We start from the raw sequence: 16,045 nt of genomic DNA, 5'->3' as shown, positions 1-16,045 counted from the left end.
GCTAACACTCAATCTTCATCCTGCTGCGACTAGAGCCTCGGCGGATTTCCATCGGGGGCAGCACTATAGTGCTCCATTCAGACGGATTTTTCCGACTCGAACGAGTTCAATCGAACTAGTTCGTCTTGCTATGACAGGGGAGGACTAAGATGGCTGCCCTGCCTATCGAAGGCTGCGACATAGCTGGCCTGTCCATATAGGTGAGGAAGCTACCCAGAGCCGCTTCAGGGCGGGAATTTTATATTGTAGAAAATCACCAATCTGTTTTACTGCCGCTCGCTTCTTGGCTTTTCGGGGGATATTGCCGATGGAATGCACCCGCAGGGATATTATGCTTGGTGGCCTGGCACTGCTTGGCGCCGGCGCAACCCAAAAGCCGGTCTTTGCTGCGGCGACGTCCTATTTTTCGGGCCCCGCAGTCGACAATGGTGTGACCTACCGAAGCACGAATTTCGCCAAGATCGACAGGAAATGGCAGCGTCAGGTCGTCAAATATTTCAGCAGCGAGCCGATCGGCACGGTCGTTGTCGATACAAGGCACCATTTTCTCTATCTGATCATGGAGAACAAGACGGCCATCCGCTACGGCGTCGGCGTCGGGCGCGAGGGCTTCAAATGGTATGGCCGCGCCACCATCGACCGCAAATCACTCTGGCCACGCTGGACACCGCCGCCGGAAATGCGCGAACGTCACCCAGAACTGCCTGAGTTCGTCGAGGGGGGCTCGCCGAAGAACCCGCTCGGGCCCCGCGCCATGTACCTGCTTCGTGATGGTATCGACACCGGCTATCGCTTCCACGGGACGCTGGAGCCGGGTAGTATCGGCAAGGATGCCTCCAGTGGCTGCATCCGCATGTTCAATGAAGATGCGATTGACCTTTATCAGCGCTGCCCGATCGGCACTGCCGTTCAGGTCCTGCCACACATTGCAGACAAGGCCCCCGAGGTCAGTCAAGCAACTCCGGTTGCAACCCCCGTCGAATGAGGAACACCGCCCTGATGCACGCTATGCCCGGCTTTACGAGGCTGCTTTCTGCTGCGGCCATTCTCTTGACGCTGACCGCCTGCAACACCACTGAGATTGCTGCAGTCGAAGAACCAGCCGCAGTGCCGATGACCGGAAGAACCGACGATCCGGCTCCCGGCTTCGAGACAGTATCAGCCGGCAGCGAGGAGGATTTCATCCTCAATGTCGGCCGCCGAACCTATTTCACGCAGGATTCGGCCGCCCTCGACCCCGTCGCAAAGGCAACCCTGGACAAGCAGGCGATCTGGCTCAACAGCAACCCGCGCTGGCTGGTCAAGCTGCAGGGCTTTTCCGACGACAGCGGCTCCGCCTCGAAGATGGCGAAGCTATCGCAACAGCGCGCCGATGCGGCGATGGCCTATCTTGCCTCCAAGGGCGTTGACCCCAACCGCATGTGGGCCAAGGGCTATGGCAACGACCGCGAGGTGCGCGACTGCACGGAGCGTTCCTGCAAGGTGCAGAATCGGCGCGTGGTCTCCAATCTTCGCACAGAACGGGACACACTCTGAGAGGCGGGCGTCCAGGAGGCGCCGCGTTTTTGACTGCCTAAGTGAAGGGTAAAGGTACTACCGGCAAACTCCCACGTTGATTACGAGATTGCGACCATGACCAACATTGGCCACCGCGCCCTCACCTGCCCGCCCCGACCAACGACCGCGCGATATCGATGATGTCGTCGCGAGCGGCCGTCGGATCGTCCTTCGACCAGGTGAAGGCCCACGACATATCGACGCCGATCACGACAGACGACACAGAACCCTGCTCCAGCCGCGCATATCCCCCATCAAGCGCGCCGCCCTTGAATGCAGACTTCGATCTTCACCGACTGAAGATGAGGCATCTAATAGTTTATCTAATGTAATATTCATATTAACGCGCTTTCTTTACATGCTAGCCGAGCTTTCAGCGCAGTAACCTCGGCGTCTATTTTCGGTCGAATAGATGGCGGAGCTGGCTTGGTTGCGACCTCAAATACTGGTCTGGCGCCCAAACTTTCTCGCCGAAATGCGCGGCGGCATGCCAGGGCCAGCGGGGATCGTAGAGGATTGCGCGGGCGATCGCGACGAGATCGGCATCGCCCATCGTGAGGATGGCTTCCGCCTGTTCGAACTCGGTGATGAGTCCAACGGCAATGACCGGGATCGTCACATTGTTCTTGACGGCGCGCGCAAAGGGGACCTGATAGCTCGGGCCGATTGCGATCTGCTGGTGATATGCAAGGCCGCCCGACGAGACATGAATGGCCGAGCACCCCCGCCTCTCCAGCGCCTGGCAGAAGGCGATCGTCTGCTCGATGTCCCAGCCTTTGTCAGCCCAATCGGTCGCCGATAGACGCATCGTGACCGGTCGCTCCGGCGGAAATGCCGCCCGAACGGCGTCGAAGATCTCGAGTGGAAAGCGCATGCGGTTTTCCAGCGAACCGCCATACTCGTCGGTGCGATGGTTGGACAACGGCGAAAGGAACTGGTGCAGGAGATAGCCGTGGGCGCCATGTATCTGCACGGCGTCCAGCCCGAGTGCTGCGGAACGCCGTGTCGCATCAACGAATGCCGACCTTACCCGCGCGAGGTCGGCGCGATCGAGGGCCGTTGGATGGTCATAATTGTCGCGGAACGGCACGGCACTCGGTGCAACGGTCTTCCAGCCGCCTTCGCTGTCGGGAGCGATCTGCCCTCCACCTTTCCAGGGGACTTCGCTCGAGGCCTTCCGCCCGGCGTGGCCGAGCTGGATGGCGAGCGGCATGTCCGACCAACGCCGGACCCCGTCCAGAACCCGGCCCATCGCGCGCTCACAGGCATCCGAATAGAGCCCTACATCGCCATAGGAAATGCGGCCTTCAGGCAGGACTGCCGTCGCCTCGATGGTCAGCACGGCTGCGCCCGACATCGCCAGATTGCCGAGGTGGATGAGATGCCAGTCGGTCATCTCGCCGTCCGTCGCCGAATATTGACACATCGGTGCGATGACCACCCGGTTTCGCAGTGCAAGGGAGCCCATTTCGAAGGGCGAGAAAAGTCTGGTTCCGCTCATGATTGTTCTCCACACGCATCAACAGGATTCGGCGAATCCGGTTCCTGCGAAGCTCTCGCCGGCTTGGGAGCGAGACTACAGTTTCAAAGGGCCGAACGGGAGAGGAAATGCATCCATGCAACGCAGAGATGGTTCGCCAAAGGCGCCTGCATGCCACTGTAATGTGAAAGGTGAGCGCGAAACTCACATGCGCCACAATGGCAACGACAGGCGGGGTGGTTTGGCCGGCATACGATGCCGCAACGCCGACACTGTAGTAACGCGTCGCGTCCCGAACGCATGCCCCCTTCCCTGCGATCGTGCCCATCGATGACGTCGCCATCAGCGGCTATCGGCTCGTCTTTTGCCCGGCAATCCCCTTTCGATCGGGAAATAGTCAGCGGTGGTTTTCTCTGGAGATCGAGAATGCGCTGATAAAATCAAGCGGCCTTTCCCCCGAAGCGAGCATTTTCGTAAATTTCCGGATTGAATTATCCCCTCCAGGGGGATAGGTAGTTGCTCATGACAGAACACACACATCGACACGATACGCACCCGGAAATCGTCAAGCGCCTGAAGCGTGCTGAAGGACATTTGAAAAGCGTCATCGCCATGATCGATGCCGGTCGACCATGCCTTGACATCGCACAACAGCTGCACGCTGTCGAAAAGGCGATCACCAACGCCAAGCGCACGCTGATCCAGGACCACCTCGACCATTGTCTCGAAGAAACGATCGGCCCAGTCGATCGAGAGCAAAGGCAGACGATCGACGCGTTCAAGACGATCACGAAGTATCTTTAGCGATAGCCAGACTCAGCTTGCAGGCCCGTACCTGCAAACTGCGTGTGGAACTTGCCTGTGAATTTCAAACGCCACTTTGGGGTCGTCGACCCAGGGCCAGGAGCAGCGAAATGCTTGCAGTTCTCAAGAACCGGACCTACCGGCACCTTTTTTTCGCCCAGGTCATTGCGCTGCTTGGAACCGGTCTTGCAACCGTCGCTTTGGGGCTGCAGGCATACCAGCTTGCCGATGGCAACGCCGGGGCCGTTCTCGGGACCGCGCTTGCCATCAAGATGATCGCCTACGTCGTGGTCGCCCCCATCGCCACCGCCTTTACCGAACAGCTGCCACGCAGGGCGATGCTGGTGTCGCTCGATCTTGTTCGAGCCGCGGTCGCGCTCTGTCTACCGTTCGTGACGGGGGTATGGCAGGCATATGTGCTGATCTTCGTCCTGCAGGCTGCCTCCGCCGCCTTCACCCCGATGTTTCAGGCGACAATCCCCGACGTTCTCGTGGAAGAAGACGACTACACCAACGCACTGTCGCTATCGCGGCTGGCCTATGATCTTGAAAAGGTCTGCAGCCCCTTGCTCGCCGCGATCCTTCTGGCGGTGATGAGCTACCACAATCTCTACCTCGGGACAGTCGTCGGTTTCCTTGCATCCGCATCCCTGGTCGTTTCGGTCCTGTTGCCGGATCCGAAACCGTCGGCGCCGCGCAGCATCTATGAAAGAACCACACGCGGTCTCAGGCTGTACCTCGCGGTCCCGCGCCTCAGGGGCCTTCTCGCACTCAACCTCGCTGTCGCTGCCGGCGGTTCCATGGTTCTCGTCAATACCGTCGTGCTGGTCCAAGGGACCTACGCGCTGGGAGAGCGGTTCACCGCCATCGCGCTTGCGGCCTTTGGCCTCGGGTCCATGATCGCCGCAATTTTCCTGCCGCGCCTGCTCAAGATTACACCGGATCGCCCCGTCATGCTTGCAGGCACGGGTGTCCTGGTGATCGCGCTCGTCACCGGCCTGTTGGTCGATTCCTACTGGTCAATGGTTGCGCTATGGGCCGTGATCGGGGTGGGCTACTCACTGGTGTTGACACCCTCCGGTCGCATCCTTCGCCGCTCGGCGGCATCCGAAGATCGTCCCGCCCTTTTTGCGGCGCAGTTTGCCCTATCGCACGGCTGCTGGCTGATCACCTATCCGCTCGCCGGTTGGCTCGGTGCCACAATCGGCCTTTGGGCGACCTATGGCGTGCTGGCGGTGATCACGGCACTTGGCGCGATCGCGGCCGCGGCCTTGTGGCCGTCGGTTGAACGGGACGATAGCCACGTGCATACCAACCTCGAAGCGTCGCACCCCCACCTCGTTGGGGCGGTATCGGTAGCAGGCGGATACCGGCATAGCCATGCGTCCGTTACCGACAAATACCATAGCCATTGAGCGAGTTACCCCGGCCGCGCCGATGGTCGGTTCGTGCCCAGATATGATGCTTTCGTCGTGTCCGGACATAACGGAATTTCCTTTCTCAACGCGTATCAACCATGGTTCAATGCTGGCGGCGGAGCCGAGGGCGCACCATGCATGAAATGTCGAAAGTGGGGTTGAGTTCGTCACCACGAGAAAGCCAGCAGCGCGGGCGAAGACCGGGCTGGTGGCAGGACTGGTTTGCCGAGCGCACCCTGGCTTTCCAGTTCGTCGTTGCAAGCGGCATCCTTATCGTGATCGCCGCGGCAATCGCCGGTCATCTGATTGCCGAGCAGGTGTCCAAGGACACGTTGAAGGATCGGGCGGCGGCATCCGCGCTTTTCATGCAGAGCATTCTGTCGCCATTTGCCGACGAACTGGCAACGGGGCGAACTCTCTCCCAATCGTCAAAAGACGCCCTCGACCAGGTGTTCTTCGACGATGAATTCCGAATGCGTTTCCCACATCTCGAGCTATGGCGGGCCGACGGCACCATCGTCTATTCGACGTCACCCGAGCTGATCGGCAACCGTTTCGATCCACCGCCAGGGCTGGTCGAGGCGCGGCAAGGCAATGTCGTGTCGGACTTTACAGATTTGAACGCCGACGAACATAAGACGCGGGCGTTCACGACACCGTATCTTGAGATCTACAGCCCGGTTCGAGTGGCCGACGACGGCGCAATCGTGGCCGTGGCGGAAATCCAGGAAGAAAGCGCCCTCCTTGCGCAGGAGATGTTCGAGGTCCGTCTGAGCAGTTGGCTGATCGTTGCGGGTGCGTCGGCGCTGATCCTGTTTTGCCTCTTCGGCATCGTGCGGCGCGGCAGCGCCACCATTGAAACGCAACGCAACAAGCTGCTTCAGCGAGCCGCCGAAGCCGAGCGCGTTACCGATCAGGTGCGCGTCCTCAGCGACCGTGCGCGCCTAGCCACGATGAGGCTGACGGACGCGAACGAAAAACTGGCGCGTCAGATCGGGGCTGACCTTCACGACGGTCCGGCGCAACTGATCGGTTTTGCCGTATTGCAACTCGAAACCGCGAAGCGATCGAAGACAAAGGCGGGGCGCGAGGCGGCTCTTCAGGTCATCGCCGAAACCCTGGACGACTCGTTGAACGAAATTCGCATGATCGCAAAGGCGCTTCTGCTTCCTGATATCGAGCGCCTGGACCTGGGACAGATTGTCGGCCGCGTCATCCGTCTTCATGAGGCAAGAACGGGCGCTAAAGTTGCGCTGGACATGCCCCGGATGGACCTCAGCCTCCCCACACCCATCAAGACCTGCGTCTTCCGCTTTCTGCAGGAGGGTCTCAACAACTCCTACAAACATGCGGGTGCCCGTGCGCCGAACGTCGAATGCCGTTTCACGGACGGCTCGCTCGAGGTGCGCGTTCACGACGAGGGGGGCACGATCGCAACGCCCAAATCAGAGGCTACAAAGGGCGGAATGGGAATAGACGGCTTGCGGCAGCGCGTCGAAAGCTTGGGTGGCACCCTGTCTTTCAAATACCGAGTGGCAGGTTCGGTGCTGGAAATGGCCGTGCCTCTGGATGAGAACCTGACAGGCGCTTAGCAAATGCCGCAGCGCACGCTTCGGCGGACAACGGCATCCGGCTGTCCGATTGCCGCTCATCAGCCTCGCCCACCGCGCCGCGCAACGGCGGCACGCCACAAAGCGTTCGTCACACAATGAACGCGCACTGCCAAAGCAGCGCCGCCGCTTGAACCTTTTGCAGTTTTCGGAAGATCGTGGCCAACACAGAGCCAGCGAATGTGTGTTGGTCCGCGTCAAGGCTGTTGAGGACAGTTGCGGAAGCACCGGCTTGCTGCTTGCCCGGGACCGAGGCCATCAGCGATTGGACCAGGGTTGCTCCGAACCGGGGACCGAGGGGTACCGCCCACGTGTCATAGGTCGAAGCCGTCTCTGCGTGGACCGCAACCCCGTTGCGTTCGACAACGAGCAAACCACGGCGGATGCGAAGAAGGCGGCCGTATCGTCGCGGCAACACAAAAGGCGCAACCCACCTGCGAATGTAGAATTTGAGGCCACTTTGCACACGCCACAATTCGATAAAGAGGCTCTGAAAATCCTGGTGGCTGCCTCCGAGCCAGGTGCGCAGGTTGGTGGCCAGATTTGCCTTGCTCCACTCTTTCACGCACACGTTCATCTGAAGCAGGCCGCCCGGCTTCAGATGCCTGTCCAGCCCACCGAGGAAACGGATCAAGATTTGCTCGCCCGATTCCAACGCGTTGCGAGGCTTGAGCTCCATTCCGATCGGTGCGTTGAAAACGATCCGGTCAAAGGTCGCACCTTCGACGGCGGAGAAGAGATCGGACGGCAACACCTCGACATTGCCGACATCATTCAGCGCCATGTTGAAGCTGGTCAACATGAGTGCGCGCGGGTTGACGTCGAGTGCGACGACCCTTCTGCAATAACCCGACATAGCCAGGGCGATGACGCCACAGCCACAGCCCATGTCCAATCCGCTCTCCACGGGTTCCCGCACCAGCAGGTTTGACAGTATTGGCCCTTCCCACATCGGATCGACATAATTGTCGCGATCACCGGACTTGCGCACGACGCGCATGGGCTGTTGCAAATCCGAAAAGACGAGGTGCGCCCCAAGCGACTGCGCCTGAAACCGCGCACGCAAGACCGCGCCCGACTGTTCGAAGACGCCGAACCTCACAAGATCGTCTATGACCGCTGTGCCGAGTTCCCCCTCGATCGCCTCTCGGGACTGTGGCTTGCCCAGAAGCAAGGACGTCAGTCGGCTTGTCTCGTCCGACAGGACGGCCTTCATGAGCCGGCCGGATCGAGCGATCGCGGTGCGATTCTCCTGTGTCCAGGTAATAGCAGGCAGCGCCATTTGGTTCCCCTCCGTCGCGATTGCGTCCCCATGGGAAATCTAGGGGGCATCGTGGGATGAGGTCGATCTGCAAGATTGGGGTAGAAACAGTCACAAAGGGAGTAGCCCGGATCTGCGCTTCGCATGTGCATCGCACATAGCGTCGAATCCGCAGCTCTGGGCGCCCATGGAATTGACCGTCACGCGCGGTCTTTGCGCGTGACGGAGCGCACCAGCCATGCCTGATGGTTGCCATGCGCACAGCGACCGGTTCTCTTCAAGCGACCGCCAGTTCCGAGAGCCAGCCCTGGTCCAGGCCGCGCTTGCGGCAGTAGGATATCAGTCGGTCGCGCGCCTTGCCTGGCCGATCGAGGCCGAGGAAACGGGACGCGTTCCGCCAGAAAATGTTCTGCTGATGATCCTCGCTGACGCCCGCCAGGGTCAGTTCGTCCTTTATTCTTGGAACATAGGCGTTGTAGTTCCTCTCGAGCGCCATCATCGACCAATCGGTGCCGAACATGAGGTGGCGGGCGTCCGGATCGTAAGCGTCCAGCCATTTGTTCAGCAACGCGCGGATCTTTCGGTGCAGCGTTGCGTCGTCGCTGCTGACGAGCTCGCTGAGATAGCTCAGGTCCGCAAACAGGTTTGGGCGACGCCCATGATCGATCGTTCTGCCGATGATGTCTTCCCAGGTCGGCGGACCCGAGAACTTGTCCTTGGCACAGGACACCATCACGCCCGTGGGCGCTCCGGGACGGATAACCTCGTCGAAAGCGCCGAAATGGGCCAGATTGATCCTCAGCTTGTCGTACTGGTTGGTATCGAGCAGTTTCTTCCAGTAGGCAGGGCTCGCCAGTTCGCCAAAGCCGCAGCCGGCGCCGATGCTGTTTTCCGCATGCGCCATGATCGGCACCTCATTGTCGCGGCACCAGACATAGAGCCGCTTTAGCGCTGCATCGATTGCAGGGTCGGCGTTGCCCCAGGCCTTGAACCCCATGGGCGGATAGATCTTGACGCCGACAAACCCCTTTTCCATGATCGCATACTGGATATTGGTCATCGCCGACCCTGGCCTCAGGGCTTCGCGGTGCGGATCAAAGCCGACGAAGCTGTGCATGCGTATGCCGGTGCGCTTCGTCACCAGTTGCTGGACTTCGTCCATGACGTCGATCTGGTCACGCTGTGGCGAAGCGTGACCGCCGATGGACTTCTCGAAGTCGAGAATACTGGGCGTGATCAGCGACAGCCGGCATTTGCTCGCGAAGATCCTGATATAGCTCTCGGCCAGGTCTTCGCGGTAATCCTGCATCAGCCGCACGAAGGTCAGGTAGGTGCCGATCTTGTCATGCGCCTTTGCGGCCTTGACCAGGGTATCAACGTCATCCTCTGCGACAGGTCCCGAGCGTCGCTGAAACGTGCGCGGCAGCGTCGCCTCGCCGCCCAACTCGCTGAGAAGACCGGCGTAATCGGGTGTTTCGGCGGAGCTGCGCGCCATGCCCGACACGCGTTGCCCGGCGGCGAGCCCCACGAGCTGTCGGACGGCCGTGCGCAGTTGCTCGTCCTTGCGTCGCTCCAACTCGGCCTTCGACGGCCGACGAGTGCGTCGTTTCAGGATTGCAAGTTCGTCCTTTGCCTTGGGGGCGACATCACCGAGTGCCGTGACCAGAAAGACGATGAGTGCATTGCTGATCCCGCGCGCTTCGGCGGCGTCGGCTGCGCGTCTGAAGTCGGGTTTGGGCTCGCGCAGCGCCACGTAGCGCACCAGCCCCTCGACCGGCACATCGGCCGCGTTGAAAAAGTGACAGTGGACGTCGACAACAGGATGACTGAGATTGCATGCACCAGCCGGCGGCAGAATTGGACGACACCCGGAAAGTACATTTGCGATGACGCCCGCCGAGACCAGCCGCAACACGTCGCGGCGGGTCGCGGCCGAAATCGGACCGGCCCAATCATCTTCCATTGTCCCCTCCTGTTGCGAGACCCCCTCGAACAATCACTGGCGACATTACTCCGGCTCCTGCCCTGTTGGAACAGAAATCTACTTACCGTTACTGCCGTTTCCTAGATCAATGGAAGCCGTCTTTCAGTCGCAAAGGAGGCATGTTACTCTAAAATCTTGGGGAGAATTTTGCGTGGTTGGTGGCACCAGCAAGTATGAATTCCAACGTTACCTGTCGGGGGCCCTGGTTCAATGGTCGTCTCCCGCAGCGACGGGTTCTGCTGACCCGACGCGGGAAGACTTCCTGGGATCGCTGCTTTTCGCCGATATTTCCGGCTTCACCCGCCTGACCGCGAAATGGTCCGAAAGCGACCGTGCTGCGGGTGCTGAGCGTGTCAGCCTGCTCTTGAACGGGTTCATGAGCGAGCTCGTCGGCCATGTGGAAGAGCATGGCGGCACGGTGCTGAGTTTCGCCGGCGATAGCCTCATTGCCGGCTGGCGCGCGTCGGATGCGCACGAGCTGGAGCAGACAGCTTGGCGCAGCTGCTATTGCGCCGGGCGGATCCGCGAACAGATCGGCGGCCCAGGCGGTCCAGACGACGCGCTGCAATTGCGCGTCGCAGTCGGCGCCGGCACCATCACGCTGCTGCATTTGCTGCCGCGCGCCGACCAGCGGTGGCTGATCGTCGGCGGCGACTGCCTGGCACAGGCCGATCACTGTGGCCAATTGACCGAGGCAGGCGAAATCCTGGTGTCCGATGCCGTGTGGCAAATGGTCGGAAAACGGGCAAAAGGCGGCCCCTCCGGCGACGGAACGGCGCGTCTCGACGAGATTACACCCTATGTTGCGGCCAGCACCGGTCCGCCCATCCGCTTGCAATCGGCGACCGAGCGTCTCGAGGCTTATCTACCCCTGTCGCTGCGCAGCCGCCTTCTGTCGCCGCTTTCGCATTGGCTAGCAGACCTGCGAACGGTGACAGCGCTGTTCGTGCATGTCGCGGGCCGCAATCTCGACACGGATCTCGCGCGACTGAACACGATCGTCGGGATGGCGATCGCAGTTGTCGGGCGGACCGGCGGCGAAATCCTGCATACGGCCCTGCATTCAAACGGGCTTGAGGTGTTCGCCGTCTTCGGCCTGCCTGGTGCGAAACATGCAGACAATGCCCGGCGCGCGACACTCGCGGCGCTGAGGCTGTCGAGTGAACTGGTCGAGGCGGACCTTGGCCTGTCGGCTGGCATTTCGACTGGAGAGAGCTTCTGCGGCGCACTCGGGGCGAACCATCGCGCCGATTACACGGTCGTCGGGGCGGCCGTGAACATGGCATCGCGGTTGGCGAGCGTTGCTGCCGGGCGCATTCTCGTCGATCAGGCAACCGCAAGGGAGGCGTCCGGCCAGATTGCGTTCTCCGGACCTTGGACACTCACCGTTCCCGGTGTGCGCGGTGGCGTACCCGCCTTCGCACCGGTCGCCGAGACAGTTCCCAGGCGCGACACCAGTGCTCCCCTATTGCTCAACCGGCGGGCCGAGCTGACCGCGCTTGACGCCTATCTTGAGCGCGCCAGCAACGGCCGACCCGGAATCATGATCGTCAGGGGTGATTCCGGCGTCGGAAAATCCGCTCTGCTGCGCGCCTTCGTCGAACAGTGTCGCGACCAAGGGCGTCGTGTTCTGGTCGGAAATGCCGATGATATCGAAAACGACGTCCCCTATTTTGCCTGGCGCGGCGTGATCCGCGAACTGCTTGGCATTACTGACCTGCGTGGCAACGAGGCCGCAGAACAGGTGACGCGGTTCTTTTCCCACAAGCCGGACCTCGCGCATCTCGCGCCCTTGCTCAACGACGCCATCAATCTCACCCTGGCCGACACGGTCGAGACCTGGGCAATGTCGGGCGACGGGCGGTCTCATCGCCTGCGCGAATTGCTTGGTGAACTCATGACAACGAGCCTTGCGTCGGGAAAGGGGCTCGTCGTGCTCGAAGATGTGCATTGGCTCGACGAAGCCTCTGGACACTTGCTCGGTCGATTGGCTTCCGGCGCGGAACCGGTGCCGGTCGTAGTCTCGACCCGCGCGGCGAGAACGCAGGAGGACCTGACGCGCTGGACCGGCCAGCGGCATAACGGCGCCCAGACATTGGAACTCCTGCCGCTCGACGTAGAAGGTACGATCGCCCTTGTGCGCGCGTCGATCGGCAGCAATTTTCCGGCCGACGGGTTCGGCGAGGCGGTCTATGCCCAGTCGGCGGGAAATCCACTGCTGATCTGCGAGATCTGTCGGATGATTGACGAACGCCGGCTACCGAAGGCCGTCGGCAGCCCCAGCGCCACGACCCCCACTGAAAACCGCTCCAACGATGCAACGCTGCTCAACACGGCCAAGGTGACCGTAATCGCCAGGACCGATCAGCTGGCGGCCGAACTCCAGGTGATCCTGAAAATTGCGAGCGCCATGGGGTCGACGTTCTCGGCAGCCGACCTGGCGGCCCTGTCGCCTATCAGGAAAACCGAGCTCGATATCCTGGCAAGCATCGAGCGATTGCAGACGGCACATCTCATCAAGCCCGTGGACGACCGTCCGGGGCGGTTCATGTTCAGCCATGCGGTTATCCGTCAGGCAATCTACGACAGCATGCTCTCCGAGCAGCGTCGGGAGGCGCACCGCGCAATCGCCCAGGCCATGGAGGAGAGCGGGCAACTCGATAACGCTGAAAACCTGCCCCGCATCCTCAGTCACTGGGAGCGCGCCGGCGATGCCGCGATGGCCTTCAACTACCTTGATCGGGTCGCCGAACTGCGGCTGCGCCAGTTCGACAATGCCGCTGTCGTCGATCTGGTCGAACGCTTCTTCAAGATCGCAAAGGACCAGGCGATTGCGATCCCTGCGCCAAGGCATGCGGCCGCGTGCTTCCTGCTCGGGGAAGCGAACCTTAATCTGGGACGTGCCGAGGCGGCCAGGCACGCCTATGAAGAAGGGTTGAGGCTCTCCGACATTCCACTCCCACGGACCTCTGCCGGTCTGGCCTTGCATCTCGTTCTCGATCTCGCAGAGCAGATGTGGCGCCGTGCAACCCATCGGGACAAGGACTGGATCCTGAAGCGCGAGATTTCGCGATCCCCTTCCGATCCCTTCCTCCTTGCAGCAAAAGCACATGAGGATCTGACACGGATCTATTACTTCACGAGCGAGAAGTTGCGACTGATCCACGCGACGTTGCGGGCAACGAACCTCGCCGAACGCAACACCTATGTCTCGCCGACGACAGCCACGAATTATGCGAGCCTTGGGGCTATATGCGGCGTCATTCCGCTGCACAGGCAGGCGGAGCACTATAGCCGCCTCGCCGCCGCCCTTTCGGAGCGTGTCGACCAATTGGGAACGCGGGTCCGCGTCGACCTGCTGTCGGGCCTCTACCAGATCAGCATCGGCCACTGGCCGGCCGGAAAACGAGCCTTCGAAGCCGGGCTGAGCAATGCCACGGCGGTCGGCGACATGAGACGCTGGTGCGAAGTCGCGGTTGGCCTCGAGACGATATCCGGCCCGTGGCTGCTGACGCCGGCCTTCGAAGGTATTACGCCTTGGGAAACCCTCGTTCAGCGCATCTGCGAAGAAGGCCGAAGGCGCGGAGACATCCAGGTGCTCGGCTGTGGCCTACTCGGTCGCCTGAGGGGCAACGCAGCGCTTGGCCGGTGGGATGCCACCGACGCGGACCTCGATGAACTCAAGCATATCATTGCCGAACAGGCGGATGGGCTGGAGCTGGTTCATTGCATCGAGGGCGCATCGTTGCTGACCGAGGTTGCCCGACGGAGGGGTAACTCGGAGGAGGCGACGATCTGGTTCGAACGCGCGCTTTCCTGGTGTCGAGCACTCAATCCCGCCATGAAGACACGCACGCTGCCGGCGCTCGCCCGCCTGATGGACGTGGCAAGCGACCCGGAAGCTGGCAACCTGTTCGCGGCCCGGTTCGTTCTCGGGAAGCTTAAGCGCTTTGCGCGCGTCTATCCGATCGGCCGACCTTCGGCAGCTCTCGGCCAGGCGAGCGTCTACGGCGTTCGCGGCCAGAGGCGGCGCGCCGAGCGCGCCGCGCGGCACGCCTTCGATGAAGCGATACGGCTGGAGATGCCCGCCGTGGCGCTTGCGTCGCTGAATCACCCGGCAGGCCCGAAGGATGAAGCCGCGCTGCGCGCGTTCGAGACGATGGTTGCCCCCCGGAAAGCCATCTGGAGCGAAGTCCTTCGCCTCCATCAACCCCTTCGTTCGCCGACGGCCGCCATGGTTGGCCCAGAGGGAGGCAGCGCATGATACGCACCCAGCGCCCCCGCGTGTTGATCGTGCTCGCCCATTTCGACGAAACCCGCAACCCGCGGGGCCGTCCCGATTTCATCCCGCAGGGAACGGGGCACCTTTTTCTCGCAGGCGCCTTCGCCAGGGACTGCGTCGATATCTGGGCCTATAGCGAGTTCCATGACGGGCCGCTAGTCGACGAAACAGCCTTTGCGGAACTGGACATGCTGGTGCTCACCGGTGTTACCGCCGCCTTTGACCGCATGCGCCATCTGACGGCTTACGCGCGCACGAAGTCACCGCGTTGCGTGGTGGTGGCAGGTGGGCCAGCCGTGCGCAATCTACCGGTCTCGAGTGCTGCGACCTTCGACTACGCCTGCCAGGGTGATATCGAGGACATGCAGGCGATCATCAGGGATGTCTTTGGAGAGTGGGCCGCAGCCGAGACCATCCTGCCGCGGTTCGATCTGGCAAACTGGGCCGGCCCGGTGATGTATGTGGAGACGAGCCGCTACTGCAATTTCAAATGCAGCTTCTGCGCATTGACCGCCGAAGGCCGACGCTACCAGGGTTACGATCCTGCCTACATCGAAGCGCAAGTGCGCAATGCGCCTCGAAAGAAATACGTCCTCTTCATCGACAACAATTTCTATGGGAACAGCAAGGATGCTTTTCTCGCCAAGCTCGACCTGATCCGTTCGCTCTGGCGGGAGGGTCTATTCGAGGGGTGGTTCGCACTGGTGACAGGCGATTTCTTTCGTGATTTCAGCAATCTCGAGGCGGTGCGGGCCGCCGGCTGTCTCGGTCTTTTCAGCGGCGTCGAAACGCTGAACGAGGCGCAGTTGAAGCGCTACCAGAAAAAGCAGAATCTGGTGGTGCCGCAACTGGAGGCGATTCAGACGAGCCTGAAGGCCGGCGTCGCCTTCCAGTACGGCCTGATGTTCGACCCGTCGTCGCAAACCTTGCAGGCGATGCACGAGGAGCTGGCTTTCATCACCGGCGAGAGCACCATGCCGCTTCCGGCCTTCCTCAGCCTGACGATCCCGCTGCTCGGCACACCGCTGTTCGACGAATGCGTCGCGGAAAACCGTTTCCTGCCCTCCGCCAAGCTGCGTGACATGGACGGCTTCACCCTGATGACGCGGCCCCTCGACGCGCTCGACGAGGTATCGGCTTTCGCGCGACGGCTGTCGCGGCTTGACGGCCAGCGCTTCCGTATCCTGCGGCATTGCGTCGGCTTCTACCGCACCTATCGCCACTCGCTCTCGGGTCGCCAGATGGCGCACCTGCTTGCCAACAGCCTGCGCCTCGCGCTGCCATCGGTAATGCATCATCATCGCCTTCCGATGCGTTCGCGCAACGAGGACAATCTCACCTACGTGACGACGACGCAGCCGCTTGGCCCGCTCTACACACCGGCATTCCGGGTTGGGGAAAGCTTCCGCTCCTACTTCACGCCGACGATGATCACCGACGCCTCAGGCACCCTCGACGAGACGATTGCAATGAATCTCGAGGCTCGAAAAGGTGTAAGCCGTCACGCCGGCCGCACCCGCAGCGTGGCGAATGCCCGTACCGCCGAAGGCGGATAACCCGCATCGGCAAGCGAGAGTGCTGCACGCGCGCAGGATTGATAAGCGCATCGTCATGCCGCCAAACGAAGCATCGCGCGCCGGCTTTTTTCC

11 protein-coding genes are annotated in these 16,045 nt (G+C 61.4%); 7 read left to right on the top strand and 4 right to left on the bottom strand.

Going from position 1 to position 16,045, the window contains the following annotated elements:
• Nucleotides 1-307 precede the first annotated feature (307 nt).
• Both RTP54_RS14335 and RTP54_RS14330 read left to right on the top strand, forming a co-directional pair.
• Nucleotides 308-985, top strand: a complete 678-nt coding sequence (locus RTP54_RS14335; RefSeq protein WP_112834025.1) for a L,D-transpeptidase — start codon at nucleotides 308-310, stop codon at nucleotides 983-985.
• On the top strand, nucleotides 982-1,536 hold the full coding sequence (locus tag RTP54_RS14330; protein WP_312363630.1) for an OmpA family protein: 555 nt from the start codon (nucleotides 982-984) through the stop codon (nucleotides 1,534-1,536). Before RTP54_RS14335 ends, RTP54_RS14330 begins: the two co-directional genes overlap by 4 nt.
• Before the next feature lie 121 nt (nucleotides 1,537-1,657).
• Here RTP54_RS14330 and RTP54_RS14325 read toward each other — a convergent pair whose 3' ends face one another.
• A complete protein-coding gene (locus tag RTP54_RS14325; protein ID WP_312363629.1) occupies nucleotides 1,658-1,780 on the bottom strand; it encodes a hypothetical protein in 123 nt (40 codons plus the stop codon).
• Nucleotides 1,781-1,951: 171 nt separating this feature from the next.
• On the bottom strand, nucleotides 1,952-3,058 hold the full coding sequence (locus RTP54_RS14320) for an NADH:flavin oxidoreductase/NADH oxidase (RefSeq protein WP_312363627.1): 1,107 nt from the start codon (nucleotides 3,056-3,058) through the stop codon (nucleotides 1,952-1,954).
• A gap of 501 nt (nucleotides 3,059-3,559) precedes the next feature.
• On the opposite strand from RTP54_RS14320, the gene RTP54_RS14315 reads away from it, so the two are divergent.
• The 3 genes from RTP54_RS14315 to RTP54_RS14305 all read left to right on the top strand — a co-directional run bounded on the left by RTP54_RS14315 (nucleotide 3,560) and on the right by RTP54_RS14305 (nucleotide 6,851).
• Nucleotides 3,560-3,841, top strand: coding sequence for a metal-sensing transcriptional repressor (locus tag RTP54_RS14315; protein ID WP_112811479.1), 282 nt, complete (start codon nucleotides 3,560-3,562; stop codon nucleotides 3,839-3,841).
• Between the two features lie 110 nt (nucleotides 3,842-3,951).
• Entirely contained in the window at nucleotides 3,952-5,256 is a 1,305-nt protein-coding gene (locus RTP54_RS14310) for an MFS transporter (RefSeq protein WP_312363624.1), read from the top strand.
• Between the two features lie 137 nt (nucleotides 5,257-5,393).
• Complete coding sequence (locus RTP54_RS14305) at nucleotides 5,394-6,851, top strand: histidine kinase (protein WP_312363622.1); 1,458 nt, start codon at nucleotides 5,394-5,396, stop codon at nucleotides 6,849-6,851.
• Between the two features lie 109 nt (nucleotides 6,852-6,960).
• Here RTP54_RS14305 and RTP54_RS14300 read toward each other — a convergent pair whose 3' ends face one another.
• Nucleotides 6,961-8,151 (bottom strand): methyltransferase, encoded by a 1,191-nt coding sequence (locus tag RTP54_RS14300; protein ID WP_312363621.1) that lies wholly within the window; start codon nucleotides 8,149-8,151, stop codon nucleotides 6,961-6,963.
• A gap of 256 nt (nucleotides 8,152-8,407) precedes the next feature.
• Entirely contained in the window at nucleotides 8,408-10,093 is a 1,686-nt protein-coding gene (locus RTP54_RS14295; protein WP_312363619.1) for an amidohydrolase family protein, read from the bottom strand.
• A 172-nt stretch (nucleotides 10,094-10,265) separates the two neighbouring features.
• Here RTP54_RS14295 and RTP54_RS14290 point away from each other — a divergent pair, with 172 nt between their 5' ends.
• Nucleotides 10,266-14,378 carry an AAA family ATPase gene (locus tag RTP54_RS14290; RefSeq protein WP_312363617.1) on the top strand — a complete coding sequence of 1,371 codons (4,113 nt, stop codon included), beginning with the start codon at nucleotides 10,266-10,268 and terminating at the stop codon, nucleotides 14,376-14,378.
• Entirely contained in the window at nucleotides 14,375-15,952 is a 1,578-nt protein-coding gene (locus RTP54_RS14285) for a radical SAM protein (RefSeq protein ID WP_312363615.1), read from the top strand. The genes RTP54_RS14290 and RTP54_RS14285 overlap by 4 nt, the downstream gene beginning before the upstream one ends.
• The last annotated feature ends 93 nt before the right edge of the window (nucleotides 15,953-16,045 follow it).

The organism is Ensifer sp., from assembly GCF_031989085.1.
In the GTDB taxonomy this organism is placed as follows: Bacteria; Pseudomonadota; Alphaproteobacteria; order Rhizobiales; family Rhizobiaceae; genus Ensifer.
Note: the sequence above shows the minus strand (reverse complement) of the source record. Positions and strands in the feature narration are given on the sequence as shown.